This window comes from Nocardia sp. NPDC051463 (assembly GCF_040681975.1).
In the GTDB taxonomy this organism is placed as follows: Bacteria; Actinomycetota; Actinomycetes; order Mycobacteriales; family Mycobacteriaceae; genus Nocardia.
In genome coordinates this window covers 117185-140114 of record NZ_JBFBAB010000012.1, presented here as the reverse complement: position 1 = coordinate 140114, position 22930 = coordinate 117185, and the positions used below count along the sequence as shown (strand labels likewise).

20 protein-coding genes and 3 pseudogenes are annotated in these 22930 nt (G+C 65.6%); 8 read left to right on the top strand and 15 right to left on the bottom strand.

Annotated features, from left to right (window positions below; genetic code table 11):
• Positions 1-314: 314 nt before the first annotated feature.
• From AB0M74_RS18135 to mqo, 7 genes are all read right to left on the bottom strand, one after another.
• Positions 315-725, bottom strand: coding sequence for a cobalamin biosynthesis protein (locus AB0M74_RS18135; protein ID WP_366527394.1), 411 nt, complete (start codon positions 723-725; stop codon positions 315-317).
• Positions 712-2175: a cobyrinate a,c-diamide synthase gene (locus AB0M74_RS18130; RefSeq protein WP_366527393.1), complete on the bottom strand. Its 1464-nt coding sequence runs from the start codon at positions 2173-2175 to the stop codon at positions 712-714. The genes AB0M74_RS18135 and AB0M74_RS18130 overlap by 14 nt, the downstream gene beginning before the upstream one ends.
• A gap of 154 nt (positions 2176-2329) precedes the next feature.
• Positions 2330-2944 carry a cob(I)yrinic acid a,c-diamide adenosyltransferase gene (gene cobO / locus AB0M74_RS18125; protein ID WP_366527392.1) on the bottom strand — a complete coding sequence of 205 codons (615 nt, stop codon included), beginning with the start codon at positions 2942-2944 and terminating at the stop codon, positions 2330-2332.
• Between the two features lie 318 nt (positions 2945-3262).
• Complete coding sequence (locus tag AB0M74_RS18120) at positions 3263-5311, bottom strand: magnesium chelatase subunit D family protein (protein ID WP_366527444.1); 2049 nt, start codon at positions 5309-5311, stop codon at positions 3263-3265.
• A gap of 344 nt (positions 5312-5655) precedes the next feature.
• The gene (locus AB0M74_RS18115; RefSeq protein WP_366527391.1) at positions 5656-6057 is read right to left on the bottom strand and encodes a hypothetical protein; all 402 of its coding nucleotides are present in this window, start codon (positions 6055-6057) and stop codon (positions 5656-5658) included.
• A gap of 281 nt (positions 6058-6338) precedes the next feature.
• The gene (locus AB0M74_RS18110) at positions 6339-6788 is read right to left on the bottom strand and encodes a GNAT family N-acetyltransferase (RefSeq protein ID WP_366527390.1); all 450 of its coding nucleotides are present in this window, start codon (positions 6786-6788) and stop codon (positions 6339-6341) included.
• Between the two features lie 18 nt (positions 6789-6806).
• The gene (gene mqo / locus AB0M74_RS18105) at positions 6807-8321 is read right to left on the bottom strand and encodes a malate dehydrogenase (quinone) (protein ID WP_366527389.1); all 1515 of its coding nucleotides are present in this window, start codon (positions 8319-8321) and stop codon (positions 6807-6809) included.
• A gap of 274 nt (positions 8322-8595) precedes the next feature.
• On the opposite strand from mqo, the gene AB0M74_RS18100 reads away from it, so the two are divergent.
• Entirely contained in the window at positions 8596-9654 is a 1059-nt protein-coding gene (locus tag AB0M74_RS18100; RefSeq protein WP_366527388.1) for an alpha/beta hydrolase, read from the top strand.
• Here the strand turns inward: AB0M74_RS18100 and AB0M74_RS18095 are convergent.
• From AB0M74_RS18095 to map, 3 genes are all read right to left on the bottom strand, one after another.
• On the bottom strand, positions 9634-10197 hold the full coding sequence (locus AB0M74_RS18095; RefSeq protein WP_366527387.1) for an alpha/beta hydrolase: 564 nt from the start codon (positions 10195-10197) through the stop codon (positions 9634-9636). The genes AB0M74_RS18100 and AB0M74_RS18095 overlap by 21 nt on opposite strands.
• A 115-nt stretch (positions 10198-10312) precedes the next feature.
• Positions 10313-11920: a cobyric acid synthase gene (locus AB0M74_RS18090; RefSeq protein ID WP_366527386.1), complete on the bottom strand. Its 1608-nt coding sequence runs from the start codon at positions 11918-11920 to the stop codon at positions 10313-10315.
• 7 nt (positions 11921-11927) lie between these two features.
• Positions 11928-12791, bottom strand: a complete 864-nt coding sequence (gene map, locus AB0M74_RS18085; RefSeq protein WP_366527385.1) for a type I methionyl aminopeptidase — start codon at positions 12789-12791, stop codon at positions 11928-11930.
• A 126-nt stretch (positions 12792-12917) separates the two neighbouring features.
• On the opposite strand from map, the gene AB0M74_RS18080 reads away from it, so the two are divergent.
• The 5 genes and pseudogenes from AB0M74_RS18080 to AB0M74_RS18060 all read left to right on the top strand — a co-directional run bounded on the left by AB0M74_RS18080 (position 12918) and on the right by AB0M74_RS18060 (position 16165).
• Positions 12918-13928, top strand: a complete 1011-nt coding sequence (locus tag AB0M74_RS18080) for an LLM class flavin-dependent oxidoreductase (RefSeq protein ID WP_366527443.1) — start codon at positions 12918-12920, stop codon at positions 13926-13928.
• A 107-nt stretch (positions 13929-14035) separates the two neighbouring features.
• A pseudogene (locus AB0M74_RS18075) lies at positions 14036-14281 on the top strand (FAD-dependent oxidoreductase); the annotation flags it as partial.
• A gap of 35 nt (positions 14282-14316) precedes the next feature.
• A pseudogene (locus AB0M74_RS18070) lies at positions 14317-14576 on the top strand (2-aminoethylphosphonate ABC transporter permease); the annotation flags it as partial.
• Between the two features lie 2 nt (positions 14577-14578).
• Positions 14579-15356 (top strand): annotated as a pseudogene (locus tag AB0M74_RS18065) (ABC transporter permease subunit).
• 107 nt (positions 15357-15463) lie between these two features.
• The gene (locus AB0M74_RS18060) at positions 15464-16165 is read left to right on the top strand and encodes a DUF4126 domain-containing protein (RefSeq protein WP_366527384.1); all 702 of its coding nucleotides are present in this window, start codon (positions 15464-15466) and stop codon (positions 16163-16165) included.
• A 239-nt stretch (positions 16166-16404) separates the two neighbouring features.
• On the opposite strand, the gene AB0M74_RS18055 is transcribed toward AB0M74_RS18060, so the two are convergent.
• The 4 genes from AB0M74_RS18055 to AB0M74_RS18040 all read right to left on the bottom strand — a co-directional run bounded on the left by AB0M74_RS18055 (position 16405) and on the right by AB0M74_RS18040 (position 19786).
• Positions 16405-16764 (bottom strand): DUF4254 domain-containing protein, encoded by a 360-nt coding sequence (locus AB0M74_RS18055; RefSeq protein WP_366527442.1) that lies wholly within the window; start codon positions 16762-16764, stop codon positions 16405-16407.
• 1314 nt (positions 16765-18078) lie between these two features.
• Positions 18079-18735 carry a hypothetical protein gene (locus AB0M74_RS18050; protein ID WP_366527383.1) on the bottom strand — a complete coding sequence of 219 codons (657 nt, stop codon included), beginning with the start codon at positions 18733-18735 and terminating at the stop codon, positions 18079-18081.
• A gap of 416 nt (positions 18736-19151) precedes the next feature.
• A complete protein-coding gene (locus AB0M74_RS18045) occupies positions 19152-19334 on the bottom strand; it encodes a hypothetical protein (protein WP_366527382.1) in 183 nt (60 codons plus the stop codon).
• 2 nt (positions 19335-19336) lie between these two features.
• Complete coding sequence (locus AB0M74_RS18040; protein ID WP_366527381.1) at positions 19337-19786, bottom strand: hypothetical protein; 450 nt, start codon at positions 19784-19786, stop codon at positions 19337-19339.
• A 328-nt stretch (positions 19787-20114) separates the two neighbouring features.
• Here AB0M74_RS18040 and AB0M74_RS18035 point away from each other — a divergent pair, with 328 nt between their 5' ends.
• Positions 20115-21500, top strand: coding sequence for an FAD-dependent oxidoreductase (locus AB0M74_RS18035; RefSeq protein WP_366527380.1), 1386 nt, complete (start codon positions 20115-20117; stop codon positions 21498-21500).
• Between the two features lie 148 nt (positions 21501-21648).
• Here AB0M74_RS18035 and AB0M74_RS18030 read toward each other — a convergent pair whose 3' ends face one another.
• Positions 21649-22083 carry a hypothetical protein gene (locus AB0M74_RS18030; protein ID WP_366527379.1) on the bottom strand — a complete coding sequence of 145 codons (435 nt, stop codon included), beginning with the start codon at positions 22081-22083 and terminating at the stop codon, positions 21649-21651.
• Positions 22084-22211: 128 nt separating this feature from the next.
• Here AB0M74_RS18030 and AB0M74_RS18025 point away from each other — a divergent pair, with 128 nt between their 5' ends.
• A complete protein-coding gene (locus AB0M74_RS18025) occupies positions 22212-22841 on the top strand; it encodes a TetR family transcriptional regulator (protein ID WP_366527378.1) in 630 nt (209 codons plus the stop codon).
• The last annotated feature ends 89 nt before the right edge of the window (positions 22842-22930 follow it).

Genomic DNA, 22930 nt, shown 5'->3' with positions numbered 1-22930 from the left:
ATCGAACCACGCCGACGCCACCGATACCGGCGCTGCCGAAGATCGGCGACCCGCGCCCGAGCGCAGAACCGACCGTGGGCGTTGGCCTTTCCGGCACCAACAGCACGAGCTGACCCGGCGCGAACGACACCCGGACCAGACGGTGGCCCGGCCTTTCGGCCCTCAGACCGATCAGCCGAGCACCACAGCAGAATCACGCCACACCCGCGGTGCACACCGAGGCCGACGCACATTCCAGCCAGCGGATCAGGCCGGGACAACGAAGGATTACGGCCGGCCGGACAGATCGGACCGTCCCGATCGCCACCGCCTACTCATTCGCCGTCCAGGGCGGTTCGGGACCAGGCTGATTCGCTGTGGGCAGGCCGATGAAGTGCGGCGGCGACGACGACGTGGTCGATCGTGCGCTTGGGGATAGTGAGCGGGCCGTCGGCGGCCAGGATCGCAGCTGCTTCGGCAACGCTCGGGGTGCCGAGAAGAGTGTTGGTCCGGGTCGAGGGATTGGGGACGCGAACTTCGGCCAGTTCCGCGTTGGTGTAGGCGCAGACAGGAATCGCTAGATGGGCGGCCGCAGTGCGGATGCCGGGCTCGGTGGCGCGGCGGTCGAGCGTCGCCAGGCAGCGGATGGGTTTGTCGCCCAGTACTTCTCGGATGGCAGAAAGGATCCGCTCGGCCGAGGTTCCCGGTCGGCAGCCCAGTCCGACCACGAACTCACGTGGTGGCACGGGTGTGTGTGTACTCGGCGGCGGCGGCGACGAAACGGGCTACGGCGCGAGGGTTTCCAGCCGGGTGGGTGTGCAGGTAGGAGGCGTGCACGCGGTGGACGAGTGCGCCTTCGCGAATTCGCTCGCCGCCGGCATGCCAACCCCAAGCCGGGGTGTCGGGGCCGGTGGCGACAAGTCGGGTCCGATGGAATTCGTGGCCGGATACTCGCTCGCCCGCTCGCCAGAGCGGAGAATCGTTGAGCGCCACCGCATCTCGGTATCCAAGAGTCAGGCGCGGTCCGAATTCCGCGGTCGCGTCGACAACGCCTGCCATCGCGTGGCCGTCGAGCGATCGGGTGAGATACAGCAGACCTGCACATTCGGCGTGCACCGGCATCCCACGCCCGGTCTGCTCGGCCACCTGCGCGAGCAGAAGAGTATTGGCAGCCAGGTCGGCCGCGTGCTCCTCCGGAAACCCGCCTGGCAACACCAGACCTGCTGTGCCGGTGGGAAGTTCGTCATGCAACGGGTCGAAAACAACCACCTGAGCCCCCGCCGCGATCAACAGCTCACGGTGCTCGGCGTACCCGAAGGTGAACGCAGGCCCGCCTGCGATAGCGATCACCGGCGCGAATTCCGGCTTCTCAGTGCAAGCTTCGGCTACACGGCTGGTGTCTGCGCCGCCGCGGGGAAGCGACTCGATGGTCGTGTGCGCGGCCGAATGCGCGCGCAGCTCCATCGCCGGATCCCAGATCGGACCTGCGACCGTCGTGTGGGCAAGACTCGCGATCGCACGCAGATCGACGTGGGCGGCTACGAGATCTGTCATGGCATCGACCGCGGCAGTGGCGGCGGCGCCGTGTTCGACAGCGGGGATGAGACCGAGGTGACGAGAAGGGACTTCCAGCTCGGACATTCGCGGCAATGAACCGAGGACAGGCAGGCCGACGCGGTCGCAGGCCGCGCGCAGCACGTGATCGTGGCGTTCGCTGCCAACGCGATTGAGGATCACGCCGCCGAGCCCGATCGTGCTGTCGAAAGTGGCGAATCCGTGCAACAGCGCGGCGAGGCTCTGGCTGTGGCCGCGGGCATCGACCACCAAAATCACTGGTGCGCCGAGCAATCCGGCGACTTGCGCGGTGGATCCCGCGGCGATGGGCCCGGCCTGGTTCTCGTCGATGCGGCCGTCGAACAGCCCCATCACACCCTCGACCACCGCGAGGTCACACCCCTGCGCGCCGTGCCGATACAGCGGCACAACACGTTCCATGCCGACCAGCACCGGATCGAGGTTGCGCCCGGGCCGGCCCGCGGCAAGTCCGTGATATCCGGGATCGATGTAGTCGGGCCCGACCTTGAACGGCGCCACCCGATGCCCCGCCCCCCGCAACGCCCCGATCAACCCCGTCGCCACCGTGGTCTTCCCACTCCCCGACGCCGGCGCGGCAATCACCACCGCAGGAACACTCACCGGATCCGCACCCCTCGGGATCCGCATCCACTGCGCCCTCCGGCAACATCGGCCGCCGACGCGGGGCGTGCGCACCGCCCGTCGGCCATCGTTACCTGGTGGAGCAGGCTCCGCGGCGTCTGCCGCGGTCGTATCCCACTCCTGGAACCGAAGCTCACCATTCGATGCCTCGTTGGCCTTTTCGACCAGCGTCCATGGGGTGTTTGACTTTGGTCATTTCGGTGACGAGGTCGGCGGCGTCGATGAGGGCCGCAGGAGCGTCGCGGCCGGTGATCACGACGTGTTGGTTGCCCGGTCGGTTTCGCAATGTCTCGACGACCTCACCGGTGTCGACCCAGCCCCACTTCAGCGGGTAGGTGAATTCGTCGAGGACGTAGAAGCGGTGCTGCTCGGCTTCTAGTCGGCGGGCGATCTCCCGCCAGCCTGCCAACGCCGCGGCGGCGTGGTCCTCGTCACTGCCCGGCTTGCGGGTCCACGACCAACCTTCGCCCATCTTGTGCCATTCGACCGCGCCACCGGCACCGGTTTCCTCGTGCAGCCTGCCGAGCGTGCGAAAAGCGGCTTCCTCGCCGACCTTCCACTTGGCGCTCTTCACGAACTGGAACACCGCCACGTCGAACCCCTGGTTCCAGGCACGCAACGCCATCCCGAACGCCGCGGTCGACTTCCCCTTACCCGGCCCGGTGTGCACGGCGAGCACCGGCTGGTTCCGCCGCTGCCGCGTGGTCAGCCCATCATCCGGAACGGTCTCCGGCACACCCTTAGGCATCGAAACTCCTTGGTAGTCCATTGATCAATGCGCCAGCGCTCAGGTGGACACCATCCCCGCTGGGACGTGCCGGACGGTGCCGACAGGCCGCCTGCGTCAGACCGCCGACAGTTCGGGGGCAGACCAGATGTCCCTTCAGGAACAGGTAGCGTGTACTGCCGCGCGCGGACCGGGGCGGCTGGATCGGGTACCTCCGACGGCGACTGTCGAGGTCAGGGCGCAGCGGTAGCGCACTCAGGCGACTCGCGGCGCGGTACGCCCGCCCCGACGGCTGAAACCGGCGCAGGCTATCGACGACAGGCAGTTGTGCCGCCACGATCAAGCAACTCGCATCGCCGTGTGCGCGCCGAAACGACTCGAGCCAGCACGGACTACGTCGGCGACCGAATCGCCGTTCAGCTCGCCGAGTCGCAGGTAGCAGGCGCGCAAGCTGCGGGCCAGGTCTGCGGCGAGGCCGAGGCGGATCATGCCGCGTTCGCAGTCGACGACGATCGAGGTCACCGCTTCGCGGGCCAGCATGTCGGCCGCGGCGCGAGCACGGGGTACCGGATCGGTGCCGCCGGTGGCGCGGCCGTCGGTGAGCAGCACAAGCATGGGGCGACGGCGAGGGTCGCGGACTCGCTCGCGGTGCACCACCTCGCGGGCCTTCAACAGGCCTGCGGCGAGCGGGGTTTTGCCGCCGGTGCGCATGCCGGACAGACGGCGAACCGCGATATCGACCGAGGAGGTCGGCGGCAGCACGAGTTCGGCCTCCTGCCCGCGCACGGTGATCACGGCAACCTTGTCGCGGCGCTGATAGGCATCGCGCAGCAGGGCGACGACAGCGCCGGTAACCGCGGAAAGCCGGTCCCTTGCCGCCATCGATCCGGAGGCGTCGACCACGAAGATGACCAGATTGCCTTCGCGCCCTTCGCGATACGCACCGCGCAGATCCTCCACCGACAATATCAACGGACCCTCGCCGCGGCCGCGGGCGTGCTGGTGCGGGGCAGCTGCGAAGACGGTGCCGAGCAGATGTAGTCCGGCGGAGGTGTCCGTGCTGGAGCGGACGGTACGGCCCTGCCTGGTCTGTGCCCGGGAGCGGCGCCCAGCGGCGCCCTCGCCGACGCCGGGGACCTCCCAACGCGGCGGCGCTAGGACCGATGCGGCGGGAGCACCGGTTCGGCCTTCGCGAGCGGCTGGCGTTTGCCCACCGCCGGGTCCGCGGTCCGGGGAATCCGGGCCGCCATCGGGGCCGTCGTCCGGGCCACGATCAGGTCCGTCGCCCGGAGAATCCGGTCCCTCGCTGTCCGGACCGAAATCGTCCTCGCGACTCGGGTCGGGCTGATCCTGCGTGAGGTCGGTCCCGAATTCGTCTTGCTCCGTGGCATTTTCGCTACCGGACTGCTCGGTGCGCGCCGCTTCCTCGCCCGCGTCGCGCATCGCGTCGTCGAGCTGTTGTTCGCTGATGCCCGGCTCGTCGAACGGATCGCGCCGTCGGCGGTGCGGCAGCGCCAGCTCGGCCGCAACACGCACGTCTTCTTCGCTCACGGTGTCCGCACCACGCCACGCCGCGTGCGCCGTCGCGGTCCTGGCCACCACCAGGTCCGCGCGCATCCCGTCCACATCGAAAGACGCACACAGTGCGGCGATTCGGCGCAACTCGACATTGTCGAGCATGACGCCTGCGACCCGATCGCGGGCGGTGAGAATCCGTTCGGCGATATCTCGGTCGGCGGCGGCGTAACTCGCCGCGAACCCGGCCGGGTCCGCCTCGTAATCCAGCCTGCGGCGCACCACCGCCATCCGTACATCAACGTCCCGTGAGGCGGCGACATCGACGGTCAGGCCGAACCGGTCCAGCAGCTGCGGACGCAGCTCACCTTCCTCCGGATTCATGGTTCCCACGAGCACGAACCGCGCCGGGTGCGAGTGCGAAACGCCGTCACGCTCGATATGCACCCGACCCATCGCCGCCGCATCGAGCAGCACGTCCACCAGATGGTCGTGCAGCAGGTTCACCTCGTCGACGTAGAGCACGCCGTGATGGGCGGCCGCCAGCAGTCCTGGCCGGAACGCCTGTTCCCCGTCCCGCAGCACCCGCTCCAGATCCAGCGAACCGACCACTCGGTCCTCGGTAGCGCCGACCGGCAGTTCGACCAGTCGAGCAGGCCGCGCCCCCGTCTCATCGACCACCGGCGGCAGCAGCTGGGCAAGCGCACGCACCACTGTCGATTTCGCCGTGCCCTTCTCCCCCCGCACCAGCACCCCACCGATCCCGGGATGCACCGCGCACAGAATCAACGCCAGCTGCAACCGCTCCTGCCCCACCACCGCGGAGAACGGGAACCCCGCCTCACCATCCGCGCCAGAACGCGAACCACTCAGTGAATGGGCATGTGGTGCAGTTTCCGTATGGGACAAGGACACGACCCAACTCTATTCGCGCCACCCCAGCCGATCCCCAGCACCCTCCACCAGCCGCGACCTAGCGCCACACGACACCGCCCCCAGCAACCGCGCAAGCCTCAACGCAGGCAGCCCTACCACCGGTCGTTGTCCTACTCGTCCGAAACCTCTGACCCGACCCGTCGCCGAGACGACCATGGCATAGAGGTCCGACGACCCGACGTCGGGTGCCAACGCACCGGAGTCGGGCTGCTCGAGAGGATGTGGGCACGCTTGTGTCCGTGGAGAAGGTTGTCATGGCTCGAAAGCCCGGATCGCCTGTCCTACGGTGCTCGGCGGGGCACCAGCCCGGAGCGAACAGCGGAAGCGACCGCAGCCACGCCGCTCCAGGCGGGATCAATGATGATCTCGTATTCGGTGCTGTCGAACGCGTCCAGCTGTACCACGGTGGTGTCGTTCTCATCGGTCGCGACGATCCGGCCCTCGATCATCTGATCTACACCGTCGGCGAATTGTTGGATTCCGTTCCAATCGAATGCCACTGCCCCGGCGGCCACCATTTCCTGGAACTGAGCCCAGGTGGCCGAGCCGAAGTCAGTGGGTAATCGTCGGATCACCCCGTCGAAGTCCTCGACCATCCACCGCCAGTTGTTCGGCGGGAACAACTGGAGCACTTCGCGCAGGGGCACCAGCGCTCGCTCAGAGGTCCACATGGGAATGATCATTCAGGGCCTCCTCAACGGTCATCGGACCGTATTACGGTCCAATGCCTGGAAGGCTACGACCATGAGCGCGAGCCGTCACTCGATTAACCGACACGCGCCGACTCGGCACGATGACACCTTCCGAGCGAAGTGAGACCGAGCACTAGAGTTCGCGGCCCGTCTCGCTTCCGAGCCGTCGAAGCGCACGCGCCGAAGGCGCAAGTCTCGACGGCTCGGAAGCGAGACCAAGGGGGCCGCGAACCCGCAGCGCCGAAGGCGCTGCCAAAAACACAGCTAAGACCTCACCCCTTGCGCATGGGAGTGTGCATGATGCCGTCCTCGTCGAACTCTGCACCGTCGGGCTTGAACCCGAACTTGGTGTACATGTCGACCAGGTAAGTCTGGGCGCTCAGCCGCACGGTCGCAGAACCGGCTTCGGCCAAGGCGGCTTGGACCAGCCTGGTGGTGTAGCCGTGGCCGCGGGCAGTAACCGCGGTGCACAGGCGGCCGATCCGGAAGGACTTCACGCCGCCTTCGTGCTCCTCGAGCAATCGCAGCGTCGCGATGACCTCACCCTCGTCGTCGAGCCAGAAGTGTCGGGTCTCCGGCAGCAGATCCAGGCCGTCCAGTTCCGGATAGGCGCACTTCTGCTCGACCACAAAGACTTCTACGCGGAGTTTCAACAGCTGATAAAGGGTGGCGGTATCGAGATCCTGCGCCCATGACCGTTTGAGTGCAACCGTTGACATCATCGCGTTTTGGTACCACACCTACGCCGTCGGCGCGACCGCCTCGTACTTGGGCGTGTTGTCCGACACGCCGGTGAGGTTCAACGTCTTGGAGGTCCAGTCCCACACTTCGCGGTACAGAGCCTGGTTCTCCGAGAGCTTCACGCCCAGCGAGGGGACCATTTCCTTCAGCTTCGGCGTCCAGTCCGCGTACTCACGTGGGAAGCACCGCTGCAGCACATCGACCATGGCGCTCACACAGGTCGACGCGCCGGGCGAGGCGCCGAGCAGACCGGCGATGGAGCCGTCCTCGGCCGCGATCACGGCGGTGCCGAGCTCGAGCACGCCGCCCGCACCCTTGCGCCGGATGATCTGCACGCGCTGCCCCGCGGTGATCAGTTCCCAGTCGTGGCCGTCGGCCCTCGGGACGAACTCCTGCAGCGTGTACACCTTGCCCGCCTCGGACTTCAGCAGCTCACTGACCAGGTATTTGACCAAGCCCAATTCGGTGACGCCGACGCCGAGCATCGAGAACAGATTGCCAGGGCGCACCGACTTGAACAGGTCGGTCAGCTTGCCGTCCTTGAGGAACTTCGGCGTCCAGCCCGCGTACGGACCGAACAGCAGGCCCGGCCGCCCGTCGATGACGCGAGTATCCAAGTGCGGCACCGACATCGGCGGCGCGCCGACGGCGGCCTTGCCGTACACCTTGGCTTCGTGCTGCTTGATCAGCTCGGGGTTGGTGCAGCGGAAGAACTGGCCGCTCACCGGGAAACCACCGAAGCCCGCGATCTCCTTGATGCCAGCCTTCTGCAGCAGTGGCAGCGCACCGCCGCCCGCGCCGACGAAGACGAATCTGCTGATGAGCGTGCGGGTTTCGCGGGTACGGAGATTGCGTACCCGCACCAGCCAGGTGCCGTCGGACTGTTTGGTCAGGTTACGCACCTCATGGCCGAAGGCCAGGTCCGCGCCGGACTTGCCGAGGTAGGCGAGCAGTTCCTTGGTGAGCGAACCGAAGTCGATGTCGGTGCCCGCATCGGTCCAGTTCAGCGCGACCGGGTCGGAGAAGTCGCGGCCCTTGGCCATCAGCGGCAGTCGCCTGCTGAATTCCTCGGGGCTGTCGATGTATTCCATGCCTTCGAACAGCGGGTGGCGCGAGAGCGCCTCGTAGCGCTTGCGCAGGTACTGGACGTCGTCGGCGCCGTGCACGAAGCTGACATGAGGAATGGGGTTGATGAAGCCCGACGGATCGCTGAGCAGGCCGTTCTCCACGCCGTAGGCCCAGAACTGCCGCGAGACCTGGAAGCGCTCGTTGATGTCGATCGCCTTGGAAACATCGACAGAGCCGTCCGGCTTCTGCGGGCTGTAGTTCAACTCACACAGTGCCGAGTGGCCGGTGCCCGCGTTGTTCCACGGGTCGCTGCTCTCCGCCGCAACGGCGTCGAGCCGTTCGAACAGGGAGATCGACCACTCCGGCTGCAACTGACGAAGCAGCGCGCCGAGGGTGGCACTCATGATGCCGGCACCGATGAGTACCACATCGGTCTTTTCAGTCATGGCAGCGTTCGGCACGGGTAGATCGACTTCCTTGTCACTTCTGCGGCAGTTCACCGGCACGGTGGCCTGCCTGGGCACGGGCGCTATATGGATTTTTACGAGCCTGGCGTGACTCGGCGGTGAGTAGGTTACCCGCCGTTCACCTATTGCCAATTGTGCACCTCACCGGTTCGATCATCGGCAACGAACCTGCCGAATGTGACGTAGATTCCTCCCCTACCCCCGGCGACGCTGGAACTTCAATCCGAAGCAAACGTCGCCTAGATTGGTTGTCGTGACGAACGAAACCTCGCTAGGCGTGTCGGACATCACGACGGGCGCGAAGTGGCAACCGGATGTTCTCGGGGCGCGCTACGAGCAGCGGACCCTGGCGTTCGGCCCCGATCCCGACGGCGAGGGCGACGCGGTGGCCACACTGGTCAGGTACACCCCGGATTCCGGCGCCCCGGCCACCGAGGTCGCGGTGCTGTACGTCCACGGCTTCACCGACTACTTCTTCCAACAGCATCTCGCCGAGCACTTCGCCGGCCGCGGGCACCGGTTCTATGCCCTTGATCTGCGCAAGTGCGGACGCTCGCTGCGCGACGGGCAGACACCGCACTACGTCACCGATCTGGCGCTCTACGACGCCGAGCTCAACGAGTCGCTACGCATCGTGCGCGAGGAGACCGGTGGCGAGGTGCTGCTCGTCGCGCACTCCACCGGCGGGCTGATCGTGCCGCTGTGGCTGGACCGGATCAATCGGGCCAAGGGCACCGTCGCATCCGGTATTACCGGTTTGGTGCTCAACAGCCCATGGTTCGATCTGCAGGGTCCCTCGTACTACCGGACCATCGGCACGCCCGTGATCAAGGCGCTCGGCAAGTTCCGGTCGATGATCGAGCTACCCGGTGGGAAGATCAGCTCCTACGGCGACAGCCTGCACCACAGTGTCGCGGGCGAATGGGACTACAACCTCGATTGGAAGCCGCTGAGTGGCTTCCCGGTCCGCTTCGGCTGGTTGCGGGCAATCCGCAATGGTCATGCCCGGCTGCAGGCAGGTCTCGATATCGGGGTGCCCGCGTTGATCCTGCGTTCCCGGATCACCAAGTTCGCGCGCAAGTACGGACCCGCGGTCGACGTGGCGGACGCGGTGCTCGACGTCAGGCAGATCCAGCGGTGGTCCGGGTGCCTCGGCGATCGCACCAACATCGTCCCGATCGACGGCGCACGGCACGACGTGTTCCTGTCCTCGGCCGAGCCGCTGGCGAAGGCGTTCACCGAACTCGACAACTGGCTGAACTGGCTGACGATCTACCAGCGCAAGTCCGCCTCACCAGAGGCTGGTGCGTAACACGATCTCGGTCGCCAGCTCGTGGTCGGCTTCGGTCGCCACATTGTCGACGTCGATCTGCACGACCCGGAATTCGCCGTAGACGTAGCGTCCGGACGCGTCCGCGATCGCACGCGGCAGGTTCTTGGTCACCAGCACCGTGACCGCAAGCTCGACCGGCCTGCACGCTGCGTCCAGCACGGTCCCGTCCGCGGCGGGTACCGCGGGGTGGCCACGATCGGCGACCACCAGGCTGATGAACCGGCCGAAACCGCCCGCGCACAGCTGCCAGGCCAGTTCCGCGCCCGCCCCGCGCCCGGCGACATTCACCCACGGCACGCCGAGCTCGTCGAGAATGCCGTGTACGCCCGCGGTGTCCAGGTCCGCTATCGATTCCACCACGATGGTGCGCAGGTCTGAATTGTGCAGTCGAGCACAGACGTGGTCGTACACGTCGACCGGATCACCCGCGTCGGGCAGCAGCAACACGCTGTGCCGAGATTCGGGCCCGTCGACCCGCACGGTCCAAGCCCGGTCACCGACCGTGATCCGCCGAGATTTCATGCCGGAGTACGGTACACGGCCTGGTTGAACAGAGCCGCGTGTCGAACCTCACCTGCGAGTCAGACGTGGGGTTCACCACTATCTATCCGGCCATGCATCCTGGAGTTCACCCAGCTCACGGGCTTGCGGAGCTGGGCACCATCGCGGCGGCGAGAACAGGAAGGCCACCGGGTGCGCCGTCGACGATCAGGCGTTCCAGCTGTGGGAAGTCGAGGTGCTGCTCGACCAGATCGGCGAGCAGATCGAGTTGGGCGCTGCGAATCGCGGCAACCGAAACATCCTCGGCAACAAGGAAGCCCGGTCGTCCCGCCGCGACGGCGATCTGCCGCAGCCACATTCGACGGAACCCATCCGATTCCAGCAGGCCGTGCAGGTGGGTGCCCCACACCGCGCCGCGGACGCTGCCCTCGGATGCACCCGCCAACTCCAGCCAGGCCGGATCGCCGCTGCGACGCACTCTTCCATGATGAATTTCATAACCCTGCACAGGAATTCGCTCTCCATCCGGCAACAGGGTGCGTCCGGAGACGCGGCGCAGTACCTTCTGGTCGGCGAATTCGATGTCGTGATCGAGCAGTCCGAGGCCCTCGACTACGCCCACACCGGATTCGACGGTGTCGGTGATCCGGCGGCCGAGCATCTGATAGCCGCCGCAAATGCCGAGGATCGGTTTACCTCCGGCCGCGCGAGCCGTCAGCGCGTCGGCGAGCCCGGTACCGCGCAACCAGGCCAGGTCATCGACTGTCGCCTTGCTACCGGGCAGCACCACGAGGTCGGCCTCCGACAGCCTGGACGGCTCGCTCACCCAGCGCACCGCGACTCCCGGCTCACAGGCGAGGGCCTCGACATCGGTGGAGTTGGAGATGCGCGGCAGCCTGATGGCCGCAACGGTCAGCCATTCGGTACCCGCGGGCGGGCGGGGACGGCCGACAGGAGCATCCGCGACGGTGCCGAGCGAATCCTCGGCGTCGATCCAGAGATCGTCGGCGAAGGGAATCACGCCCAGTGTCGGACGGCCGGTGAGTTCGGTGAGCCGCTCCACTCCGGGCCGCAGCAGTTCGACATCGCCGCGGAACTTGTTGATCACGAAGCCCGAAATCAGTTGCTGGTCTTCGGGATCGAGCACCGCGACAGTTCCGAACAGGTGGGCGAGCACCCCGCCGCGATCGATGTCGCCGACCACGAGCACCGGCAGCCGAGCCGCCTGAGCCAGCCCCATATTCGCCAGGTCGGTGGGGCGTAGGTTGATCTCCGCGGGCGAGCCCGCTCCTTCGCAGATCACCACGTCGAATTCCGCACGCAAAGAGGCGAGTTCGGCGCCGACGACCTCCCGTAATTCCTGTCGGTGCCGGAAGTAGTCCCGCGCTCCTACCGTGCCGACCGCTTGTCCACGCACCACCAACTGAGAACGGCGGTCACTGCCCGGCTTGAGCAGCACCGGATTGAACCGCACACTCGGTTCCAGCCCACACGCCTGCGCCTGCAGTGCCTGCGCCCGCCCGATCTCCCCGCCGTCGAGGGTGACGACGGAGTTGTTGGACATGTTCTGCGCCTTGAACGGCGCGACGCGCACGCCGCGGCGCGCCAGCATTCGGCAAAGCCCGGCTACCACAACGCTTTTGCCGGCATCCGAGGTGGTACCCGCGACGAGCAGTGCGCCTTTCACGCCGACGCGCCGCCCTGGTGCGCGCACACCCGCGCCGAACCGCGCGGCCCAGCGCATCCATCTGTCACGGCAGGGTCAGGATTTCAGCGCCGGTGTCCGTGACCACCAGGGTGTGCTCGAACTGCGCGGTCCACTTGCGGTCCTTGGTGACCACGGTCCATTTGTCGTCCCAGATCTCGTAGTCGATGCCGCCGAGGTTGATCATCGGCTCGATGGTGAAGGTCATGCCGGGCTCGATGATGGAGTCGACGGCAGGCTGGTCGTAATGCAGAATGACCAGGCCGCTGTGGAAGGTGGGGCCGACGCCGTGACCGGTGAAGTCCCGGACCACGCCGTAGCCGAAGCGGTTGGCGTAGGACTCGATCACCCTGCCGATCACATTCAGGGCACGACCGGGTCGAACGGCCTTGATGGCCCGGGTGGTCGCTTCCTCGGTCCGCTCGACCAGCAGCCGGACCTCCTCGTCCACATTGCCCGCGAGGAAGGTCTTGTTGGTATCGCCGTGCACCCCATTGATGTAGGCGGTGACGTCGATATTCACGATGTCACCGTCCTCGATCACGGTCGAGTCCGGAATCCCGTGGCAGATCACCTCATTGAGCGAGGTGCAGCACGATTTCGGAAATCCCTTGTATCCGAGGGTCGACGGGTAGGCCCCGTGATCACACATGTACTCGTGTGCGATCCGATCCAGTTCGTCGGTCGTGATGCCGGGCGCGACAGCCTTACCCGCCTCGTGGAGAGCCTGCGCCGCGATCTTGCCCGCGATCCGCATCTTCTCGATGGTTTCGGCCGTCTGCACCCACGGCTCATTGCCCTCGTCGACGGTCTTCTTCCACGCATACTCCGGACGCTCGATCGAGCGCGGAACTTCCCGAGTCGGCGAAAGGGTCCCGGGAACAAGCGGCTGGCGGGTGCGCACTGACATGGCAACAAGACTATCTGCACCTCCGACAACCCACCCTCGGACATCCACAGGATGGAATATCACCGGACCGTGGTCCGTTTACGTTGATCGTTGACATCGCTACTACTGATGGACAGGACTCAAGCCGTGGAATTGGGACTGACGACGTTTGCCGAGTTGTACGCGGTCGGCGAGCGCCCCGCGCCGAGCGCGGGGGAACGGCTGCGCGAGGTGGTCGAGGAAGCGGTCGCGACCGAAGCATCGGGCCTCGACGTCTATGGTGTCGGCGAGCATCACCGCAAGGATTTCGCAGCATCCGCACCCGCGGTTGTACTGGCCGCGATCGCCGCGCGGACCGAGCGGATTCAATTGACCAGCGCGGTCACCGTGCTGAGTTCGGATGATCCGGTGCGGGTATATCAGGATTTCGCGACGCTCGACGGCTTGTCCAAGGGCCGCGCCGAACTGATGGCGGGGCGCGGCTCTTTCACGGAGTCGTTCCCACTGTTCGGCTACGACCTCGCCGAGTATGACGAACTGTTCGAGGAGAAGCTCGCACTGCTGCTGCACCTGCGCGACGAGGCGCCGGTGAACTGGACGGGCAAGTTCCGTGCTCCGCTTCGCGGCACGGTGGTGTATCCGCGCACCGAGAACCGGCCGTTGCCGGTCTGGATCGGGGTGGGCGGCAGTCCGGAGTCGGTCGTCAGGGCCGGGCTCCTCGGACTCCCGTTGGCGATCGCGATCATCGGCGGTCAGCCGGCGCGGTTCAAGCCACTCGTCGATCTGTATCACCGCGCTCTCGACGAAGGCGGCCATGACAAGCAACCGGTCGCGGTCCACGCCCACGGCTACCTCGCCGATACCGACGAGCAGGCCGTCGCCGACTTCTACGAGCCGTACGCGCTCGCAATGAGCACCATCGGTCGCGAACGCGGCTGGGGTCCGATGACAAGAACCCAGTTCGAAGGATTGCGCGCCCAGAGCGGTTCGCTGTTCGTCGGCACACCGGACTCTGTGGCGGAGAAGATCGCCGACGTGCGCGACACCCTCGGCCTCGACCGTTTCATGCTGCATACCAGCGTCGGCACCCTGCCGCACGACAAGGTACTGCACAACATCGAGCTGCTCGGTAATAAGGTTGCGCCCCAGGTCAACTGACGGTTCGGGTCCGAGGGTCAGCCACGACAGTCGGCCACCGCCATCGCAGCCACCCGGCTATCCATCCGAACCCTGCGATCACGAACACATCGATAGGACAAAATGTGGCATTCGATGTCGATGGCGCGTCCTATGAGCACCTCACCGCCGTCACCGAGGAACTGCTCGGACGCACACTGCCGCAGGTGATTCGGCGCTGGGCCGGGATCTACAGCCAGAGCATCGACCCGACCGCCGTCGTCACCCGCGCCACGGCCGACGAGCACGTCTGGGTGATCACCGGCCCCGGCGGCCGCGGCATGACCCTCGGCCCCGTTCTCGGCGAAGAAACCGCTGACCTGCTCGATCTGTGAGGACCGCTGTGCCGGACACGAACATCCAACTGGCTCTGCTCGACGCCTGGCCCGCACTGGCCGCGGGCGGCAGCCTCGTCTTCTGCTGACGCTCAACGAGTTCGGCATTGTGCTCTTCGCCGGCGCAAAGGGCGTGGCAACGCTACCCGCCTCGATCCGCACCCGCGGCATCGCGACCTTCAATCTGCCAGGCGCGGCGGTGCCGGCCACCGTACAGGTGCGGCTGTCGCCGAGTCCGTACATCGGCTATCGATTGATCTTCGCCCGAGTTACCGGACACCAGAAGGAAGGCTGACCATCCTGGTGTGGACACGAAGTGAACGGGCCACGGTGCTCGCAATCTTCGCACTCGCCGTGCTCGTGGTGTTTTTCGCCCCGATTGCCACCGCGTCGCCGCGGCGCTGGCCGGTAGCTGGGACCGGTCCGCTGCCCTCGGATCTCGGTCTGTCGAACTTCCGGCAGGCCTTGTCCGGTCAGAAGGAAGCCAGCTTGTCGGTGAGCATGCAGACCTCCTTGTCGGCGGGCGGACCAGCCCTCAGCGCTCAGCACCCGGGCCGCACTCGCCCGCGTGCAAGCGCGCTGGTGGCGAACGTTCACCGATGCGGTGCTCCATCTCCCGGTCGCGGTGCCCTCCGTCGCCATCGGTCTCGGGGTGCTGGTCCGTTCAAGAGCGGCCGATGCTGGGTGGCACCAAATGGATTGTCATCGTGGCCCATTCGATGCTCATGCTCGCCTACGCCTTCAGCGCCGTGACCGCGGCGCTCGACCGCCTCGATCCCATCTACCGACAGGCCTGAGTCGCTCGGCGCGGGACCGTTACGGGTGCTACTGCTGGTGACGCTGCCCTTGTTGCTGCCTGGCCTCGGCGCGGCGGCGGGTCGGGCTGTCGCCCTGTCCGGAGGCCAGCTCGGCGACGATCATGGTCTACCCCGCAACCTGGAAGATATTGCCGGTCAACATCTTCGGGCGCACCGACCGCGGTGAGGTCTTCGACACGGCCGCAGGCACCTGCCTGCTGCTACTGGCGACGCCGGTCGCCCTGGGTCGCTGGATGGGTCGTGCCGCGCTGCGTTGAAGCATGGGCCGCACAGCGCTCATCCCGAGCTGTAGGGTGTCGAGCCCGGACCGGCACGGTATCGGACAAGAGCTGCGCGGCACCGAGTTCGGGCCGCATCGGGGCGCATGAGCTCGCAGGGCATCGAGCCCGAACGCGCGGTGCTGGCCCGCGCGACACCGCATTGGCCCAGGCTGCGCGGCATCGAGCCCGAATCACCCTACGATGACCAGGTGGAAGCACTTCCTCTGATCTTCACCGCGGGCTGGGCCAGCGGGGTCAATGCCTATGCCGTGGTCTTCTTGTTGGGCATATTCGGCGTCACCGGCCTCTCCGACGACGTGCCGGAGGCGCTGCAGCGGACCGATGTGCTGATCGCCGCCGCTGTACTGTTTCTGATCGAGGCTGTCGCCGACAAGATCCCGTACCTGGATTCCTTCTGGGACGCGGTGCACACCATCGTGCGGCCGGCATCGGGCGCCGTCGTTGCCGCGCTGCTGGCCGGGCAGGACGGCTCGCTGCCCCAGCTCGCCGCAGGCGCGGTCGGCGGAACTACCGCGCTGGTAAGCCATTTGGTCAAGGCAGGAACACGAATGGCGATCAACACCTCGCCGGAGCCCGCGAGCAATATCGTGATGAGCGTGGCCGAGGACACCACCGTCGCCGGCATCATCACCCTCGCCATCTTCCACCCGATCGCGGCCGCTGCCTGTGCGGGCATATTGCTGCTGATCGGCGTGCTTTTGGTGGCCCTGCTCGCCAGTAGAATCCGTCGCTACCTCGTTCGCCGCAGGCAGCGTCGAGCCGCGAGGCAAGCCACGACGGCCTGAACTCGGGCAGCACTGCAACAACAGCGACCACCAGCGGGCGTGCCGCGCCAGTCGACCACGCGGCACGCCGGGCGGGGCGCCTCGTTGCGCCCGCCGTCACTGCCGGCGACGTAAACATCCGAATGGACGCACTGGTCGGATGAATCGACATCCGGGACATCGCCTCTGGGTCAGTGACATCGTAGGGGCAGTGTCACCGATTTGCTGTGTCGAAAGAACGAGACCATCGGTCGCGCGGTTCACTGCTCAGGTAAACGGCGGCGGCCCCCGGCCACGTCGGTCACGAGATCAGTGTACCCGTCAACTAGTTCGGCCAGGTGGTACCAATGTTTATGGGTATTGTCGCTGCGCGCGCCATCGACATCGATCGCCTGGTTCGCATCCACCCAGCTGCGAGCCATCCTGTCGACCACCGCACCCAAACTCTCGGTGTGCAGCGCTGCGCCGTTGCGCTGCTGCGGGATCTCCTGCGCGATCCAATCGTTGATGTCATCGACGAGCTCGCTTCGACGACAATCGATTTCGGATATCAGATGCGCATCGCGCACTTGCCCGCGTCGCGTGTGCAGCTCCGCGAGCGCATGCGCGGACCGTAGCAATTCACGATCTTGGAAACGTCGCCCCTGGAAGGCACACAATATTTGCGGAGCAGTCGGCAGCACCCCTACCGTCGGCGCGCTCATCCCCATACCCCGAATTCACCCGACACCAACGCGCTTTGTACCAACATGATTGGCTCTCGATTCGGTTATCCCGGTCATCGGATCGGTTGTTTAAAACTAAGCTAGCTGGATCATGCTCTTACCGATGCAAGAACGCAAGAGTGCGTCTGCATTGCTGCGAAGCTTGTGTTCCCGCAACCCGCAGGTGTCCCACTTCCGCAGCGAGACAACGACTTCACCCTCCACGAATAGGGCACCTGACCAGTACGGTCGGGCGAGGTAGAACCCCCGGTCTTGCGTCCAGTTACCCCTCAGCGGCTCCAAGCACCAGCTCGTTCGGCCCCGGCGATCCCATTAATGGGACCGACCAGTCCGAAGAGTGCATCGCGGTTCGTCCGCGACGTCCGCACCCTTGGCGACCGTGGCGCGTAGTCAGTGCGACGCTGTCGGACGCCCCGGGTGGGCACCGGGTGATCGCCTCGGATGGCAAGCAAGCAACGGACGGATTTCCTTGCGGCAGTCCGAGAACGGCACGGTGCAAGTCACCACCGGACAGTTCCGACTTCCCGCGCACGCGCGCGATCTCGCCGGACCCACCGTTCGCGGCCGAGTATTACCCGCCGCCGACACCACGCACGGACTCAACTCTTGATGGCGTTCGGCCGCAACACACTCCATGCGTTGACTCAACGTTTGCTATCCCAGACCGACGGCGAGCCAAAGGTGTGATCATCGAGTGCTCTCGCGACGGCATCGCCAGCGTCGGAAGCTGACATCGCAGCGGTGGGGACGGCGCTCGACCGGTTCGACGTCACGGCCGAGGATCTGGCGGAGAGACCGCCACTACCTCCGCCCGCACCGACTTTCGTCGAGTACACGGTGCAGGCGTTCGATTCGATCCAATCCACTCGCACCCGCGACACCTACCGGTCGTTCGGCGCGAATGGTCATGCACTGGCTGGACAACTGTCTCGACGAACCGACCGTCACCGACCTGAATGGTTGGTCGACACCCTCGCCGCCGCACGCGACATCGCCACGGCGACCGTGACAGCCTGGGCGTCGCTGGGCCGCTGCGTTCCTTCGTCACCAGAGTTGCGGGCAAGAGCCACAGCGGATTGCACCTGTAGAGCCACCGACCTACCCCACCCCGACGATCCGGACAACGGCATCGGGTCGCACGCCAACATTCGATCGACTGGGCATCACTGCTGGACCGTGGCCGTCGGGCGGCCCGGCCGACGCCGACGTTCAGCGATCACGCCAAGTGGTGAAGTCGACATCGAGGTATTGCTCGGCCACGGACGGAATATGGACGAGTGTCATCGCCGCCAGGTTGCCCTGATCGGTGCGCACGCAGATTGTGTCGCCCACATGTAGGGCATACAGGTTGGATAGAGTTTTGGTCCAAGAGCCTGCGGCGATTTCGCGGCACCGTTCGTGGGTGCTGGAACCTGCCGCGGGGTTGCCGAGCACAGCGAAACGCGGCGTGCCATTACTCATGGCATTGAGACCGTCAGCGCTCTTGGACGGGCTTACATCGACCCCGGGCTTGTCTTGATCGTGGATCTGTCCTGTGTCCAGGTCCAGACCTTGAACGTTTTCCAGCTTCTGATGTCCCTGACCGAGTATCACCGGCGCCACCGGGACGGTCGAACCGAGAATCGTTGTGCTCGTCGGAGTTTCGGACCTCGCCGGCAGGCTGGCCGGGGAAGGGTTCGACGAGCACGTCGGGATTCCGAAGATGACGGCTGCGACGACGCCGAGAGCCCCGGCGATGCCACCGACTTTCGCCCACGGGCCTTCGCTTGGGCGACTGCCTTCACGCTGCTGATCGTTCTCGTTACGACTGGTGCTGGGACCCGCGTTCTCCATTCGCTCCCCTGTACGCCCGACGACACTGGCCACTTCGTGAAGAGACTAGCTCGAAATACACTGACACATTGGGATGTTGACTGCACTGTGGCGTACGCGCACCCAACCTACTGGCGCGAGTCAGTTCGTTCTGGACCAGACAGGCAGCTCGATGCGGTGGTTCCAGTAGAAACGGTGCGGAAACAAACGCATTCGATGTAGTTCGTCGAATTCCTTTCCTCGACATCGAGACCCGACGAATACAAAGCCCTTCGAGAAGTACATCGAGGACCGACTAACTCCTGTTGTCGAACTGCTGCTCCGCCCGCGCAATGGCCTCTCGCCGATCAATGTCACCCCATAGCAGACCGCGAGATCCATCATCGTGGCATCGCCGCGGTGATTCCGGTCGTCGTGACATCGTGCAGGACATGTTGTGCGAAGTACGGTCCCGCCTTCCGGAGCCGACGTCAGTGTCGCGTCCTCGAACCATTCCCTGGGGTGTCCGTGCTATCCGGCCTGCACCAGCCGGAGGTGGCGTCGAACGCCGAATCAGAGGGGTCGGCGAACTCGGCGAATTCTCGGTCCGCATCCAGTTGCGCTCGAATGCCCTCGAACTCGGCATCCACCGCGATGGACTGGCGTGCGGACATCTTCAGGATACGAAAGTCGCCGAGGTGACAGCGACATCGGCGGGGCTGAAATACCATCCGATCCAGTTGTCGACATCCACCCGAATCCCATGACCACTTGCCGGACCGCTGGTGATCAACCACAGCCCGTTTCCGTACCCGGTCGCCGTGCTGATGCTGCCATCCGACCATGCGAACTCGGCCGCACTGGTGGCACCGGGCGCGTTCCACGGAATGGTCACACTGAACCGTCCGGCGTCGATACCCGGAAGCAGTGGACTCACGCACTGCCGCAGGGTGGCTTCCCGCCAGATGTTCTGCCCCGCACTACCGGTGCCGGGGATCCATCGGCCGATCATCAGACTGCCCTGCTGACAGCCCCCACTGCCCGGCTGAGCCTGTCCCTGCGCCGCACCGAAAACCGACACCACACTCAGAACCGCCGCCACCAGCACGGCTCGACGAACAGACACGGCAATACCTCCCTGCGACAGGGACAGCAACGCGACACGGCCGAGCAGAACGGACGCCGATGACCTCGCGACGCGTAGCACTGCTGACTTGATCAGCAGCTTAGCGGTCTCGGCACGTGCACATGGGTTATCGCTCGCCGGTAATGGTCTGCTGCGACGGTGCCCTCGTCGATTCAACGGTGTGGCACTGCGGCTTTGCTATAGAATTGCCAGATTCGAGAGTAAGCCGAATTGAAGGCGATTTCGTGCCCGCTGTGTCGAGAGTGTGGCCACTCGTGCGCGCAGCATGGCGGCCAGGCGCAGAACTCCAACACGAGGACGGCTCTCCATGACAGACGTCGACTATTGCGTGGTTGGTGGGGGATTCGCGGGATTGACGGCCGCTCTGCGGCTGAAACAGGCGGGTCGATCGGTGGCGTTACTGGAAGCTCGGGACCGACTCGGCGGACGCACGTTCACCGAAGTGCGCGAAGACGGGTCCTGGATCGATCGCGGTGGCGCCTGGATAGGGCCGGGGCAGGACCGGATCTATGCATTGATGAACGAGTTCGGGGTACCGAGTTACAAGCAGTACACCGACGGTGAGGCCATGATGGTGGTCGATGGCAAGCAATACCGCTATACGGGCACTATCCCGTGGACGATGAGCCCCTGGGCAGCGCTGAACCTCGGTGCGGTATTTCTCGAGCTGGGCCGCATGTGCACAACGATTCCCCTCGAAGCTCCGTGGACAGCGAAAAATGCCGACCAATGGGATCAGATCACCCTGGCGCATTGGCTGGACAGCAACATCCTGTCCAAGCCCGCCCATGAGCTGCTCGAGACCGCCATCGCCGGCTGCTACACCTCGGCCGCCTCGGAGGTGTCGTTGCTCTTCGTGCTGTATCAGATGGCGTCGGGGGGTGGGCCGAGCTTCGTCCTCGGAGTCAAGGATGCGGCGGAGGATGCTCGACCGGTCGGCGGCATGGGTGCCATCTACCGGCCGATGGCGGCCGAGATCGGCGACTCGATCTACTTGTCGCAGCCGGTCCGGGATATCCATCAGGATGCCGACGGGGTGACGGTGCGCTCCGATACATCGACCGTGCGCGCACGCCGGGTGATCGTGGCGGTTCCTTTGGCGATCGCGAGCCAGATCCGGTACGAGCCGATGCTGCCGGTCGATCGATCGTTGCTGCATCAGCGAATGCCGAGCGGCGCGATCTTCAAGATTGCCGTCGTATACGACGAGCCGTTCTGGCGTCACGACGGGCTGTCGGGGCAGTCGGCCGCACCAGGATCACCCGCAACCGTCACCATCGATGCTTGCACGGACATCGGGCGACCCGGGGTCCTGTGCGTCATCACCGAGGGGCCCATCGCGCGGCAGATCGGACAACTCGACGAGGCCGAGCGGAGGGCAGCGATCCTCGGCGCCCTCGCCGAGCGGTTCGGCGACAAGGCCCGCTCCCCCGTCGACTACATCGAGCAGAACTGGAGTGGCGAGCGCTATTCCGGTGGCGGGATGCTCAGTCACGCACCAACCGGTGTCCTCACACAGTTCGGTCCTGCCCTGCGTCAACCTTGCGGCCGCATCCACTGGGCCGGAACCGAGAGCTCTGCCGTCATGTGCGGTTGGGTCGACGGAGCCGTTCGCTCGGGCGAACGGGCGGCGAGCGAAGTGCTGGAACACGAAACCGTGACCGCGCTCGGAGGCAGCCCGGCTCACCTGTGAAGCCCTGTCGGGCAGAGATTTGCCGCGCGGGCAGCGAGGCGCTGCTCGGCACCGCGACGTCGGCACTCATTGGACCGACCCAGCCGGGCCGTGTGGCCCTCAACGGCTCGGTGAATCCCGGGGACCCATCGAGCCGTTCAGATTCCCATCAGGCGGGCGCCAGTTCTTCCGAGAGCCGACCGGTGATGGTGGTCAGCACACGGGCCGCGGTGGCCAGGTCCTCGGCCGAAACGACACCGTAGGCCCGAGAGACGATGGCGCCGGATTCCGCACGAACCTTGGCGACCAGCGCACGCCCCGTCTCGGTGACCTCGACCAGTGCACCGGGCAATTCGGCGACATGTCTCGTCTCGACAAGCGCATTCAAGGCCGCCGCTACCGCGGCAGGCTCCCACTGCGTCATACCGGCGACGTGGACAATGTGCGCGGCCCGCTCGACGGGCGCACCCGCGGCCACGGCTTGATTGAGAGTGATCCACCGCTTCTCGTCGAGCGTGGTGCCCGCCAGCACACGGTTCAGGACCGCTGTGTGGTGCTTCTCGACTTGGCCGATGATCGACGGGGTCAGTGCGGTTGCGGTCATGTCCAGCTCCTTGATCAGGCGGTTCCTCGTTGTGTCATTATTCTGACACTGAGTTCCATTTGTGCGCAAGTATTATTTAGTACTCAGTCTTTTTCGTGCAGCAGACCCACTTGCGGTAGCATTCGGGCATGACCGCGACCGGCAACCGCGCACTACCCCTTCGCGAACGCAAGCGGCTACGCACCCGCCGCGCACTCGCCGACGCAGCGCTGCGGTTGTTCACCGAAAAAGGTTTCGACGCAACCACATTGGAGGAATTGGTCGATGAGGCCGAAGTGTCGCGCAGCACGTTCTTCCGCGCTTTTCCTGCCAAGGAAGCGGTGGCGATCGAGGCCGAAACCGAGATCTGGTCGAATTACCTTGCCGCACTTGAAGATTATGAGCTGTCCGGCATCATCATCGATGATCTGCGCGATGCGCTGACCGAGGCCGCCACCGCGCTCGAGCCGGACTGGGACCGTCGCTATGTCGCCACCCGGCGGCTGGTCCGCACCGCACCCGCCCTGCTCGCCTACGTGGAGTACTACCGCACCGGGGTCCAACAGGAGGTAATCGACTGTCTGGCAAGAAAACTCGAACTGGACACCGAGGACCTACGACTCCACATCCTCGCCGAGCTGACCACCTCCGCGTGGAGCGTCGCGGGCAGGGACTGGGTCCGCAGCGACGGGGAAGGCGGGCGGCCGACCCTCATCGGGCGTCTGCACGCCGCGTTCGCGGCGATACCCACCAGCCTGGAACTGTCGGCGCACGACTAGCAGGATCGGTGGCGGTAAGCTCGACCGAAATGACCACACCGTCGGTGTGGATCTGCTGGACTGGGTCGACTCTTACCGATGTGCGAACG

Coding starts and splice junctions, on each gene's coding strand:
- cobO (WP_366527392.1), bottom strand. CDS start 2,944: ATGCCTAAGGGTGTGCCGGAGACCGTTCCGGATGATGGGCTGACCACG.
- AB0M74_RS18115 (WP_366527391.1), bottom strand. CDS start 6,057: ATGATCATTCCCATGTGGACCTCTGAGCGAGCGCTGGTGCCCCTGCGC.
- AB0M74_RS18110 (WP_366527390.1), bottom strand. CDS start 6,788: ATGATGTCAACGGTTGCACTCAAACGGTCATGGGCGCAGGATCTCGAT.
- mqo (WP_366527389.1), bottom strand. CDS start 8,321: ATGACTGAAAAGACCGATGTGGTACTCATCGGTGCCGGCATCATGAGT.
- AB0M74_RS18095 (WP_366527387.1), bottom strand. CDS start 10,197: ATGAAATCTCGGCGGATCACGGTCGGTGACCGGGCTTGGACCGTGCGG.
- AB0M74_RS18090 (WP_366527386.1), bottom strand. CDS start 11,920: ATGCGCTGGGCCGCGCGGTTCGGCGCGGGTGTGCGCGCACCAGGGCGG.
- map (WP_366527385.1), bottom strand. CDS start 12,791: ATGTCAGTGCGCACCCGCCAGCCGCTTGTTCCCGGGACCCTTTCGCCG.
- AB0M74_RS18060 (WP_366527384.1), top strand. CDS start 15,464: ATGAGCTCGCAGGGCATCGAGCCCGAACGCGCGGTGCTGGCCCGCGCG.
- AB0M74_RS18045 (WP_366527382.1), bottom strand. CDS start 19,334: ATGTCCGCACGCCAGTCCATCGCGGTGGATGCCGAGTTCGAGGGCATT.
- AB0M74_RS18035 (WP_366527380.1), top strand. CDS start 20,115: ATGACAGACGTCGACTATTGCGTGGTTGGTGGGGGATTCGCGGGATTG.
- AB0M74_RS18030 (WP_366527379.1), bottom strand. CDS start 22,083: ATGACCGCAACCGCACTGACCCCGTCGATCATCGGCCAAGTCGAGAAG.
- AB0M74_RS18025 (WP_366527378.1), top strand. CDS start 22,212: ATGACCGCGACCGGCAACCGCGCACTACCCCTTCGCGAACGCAAGCGG.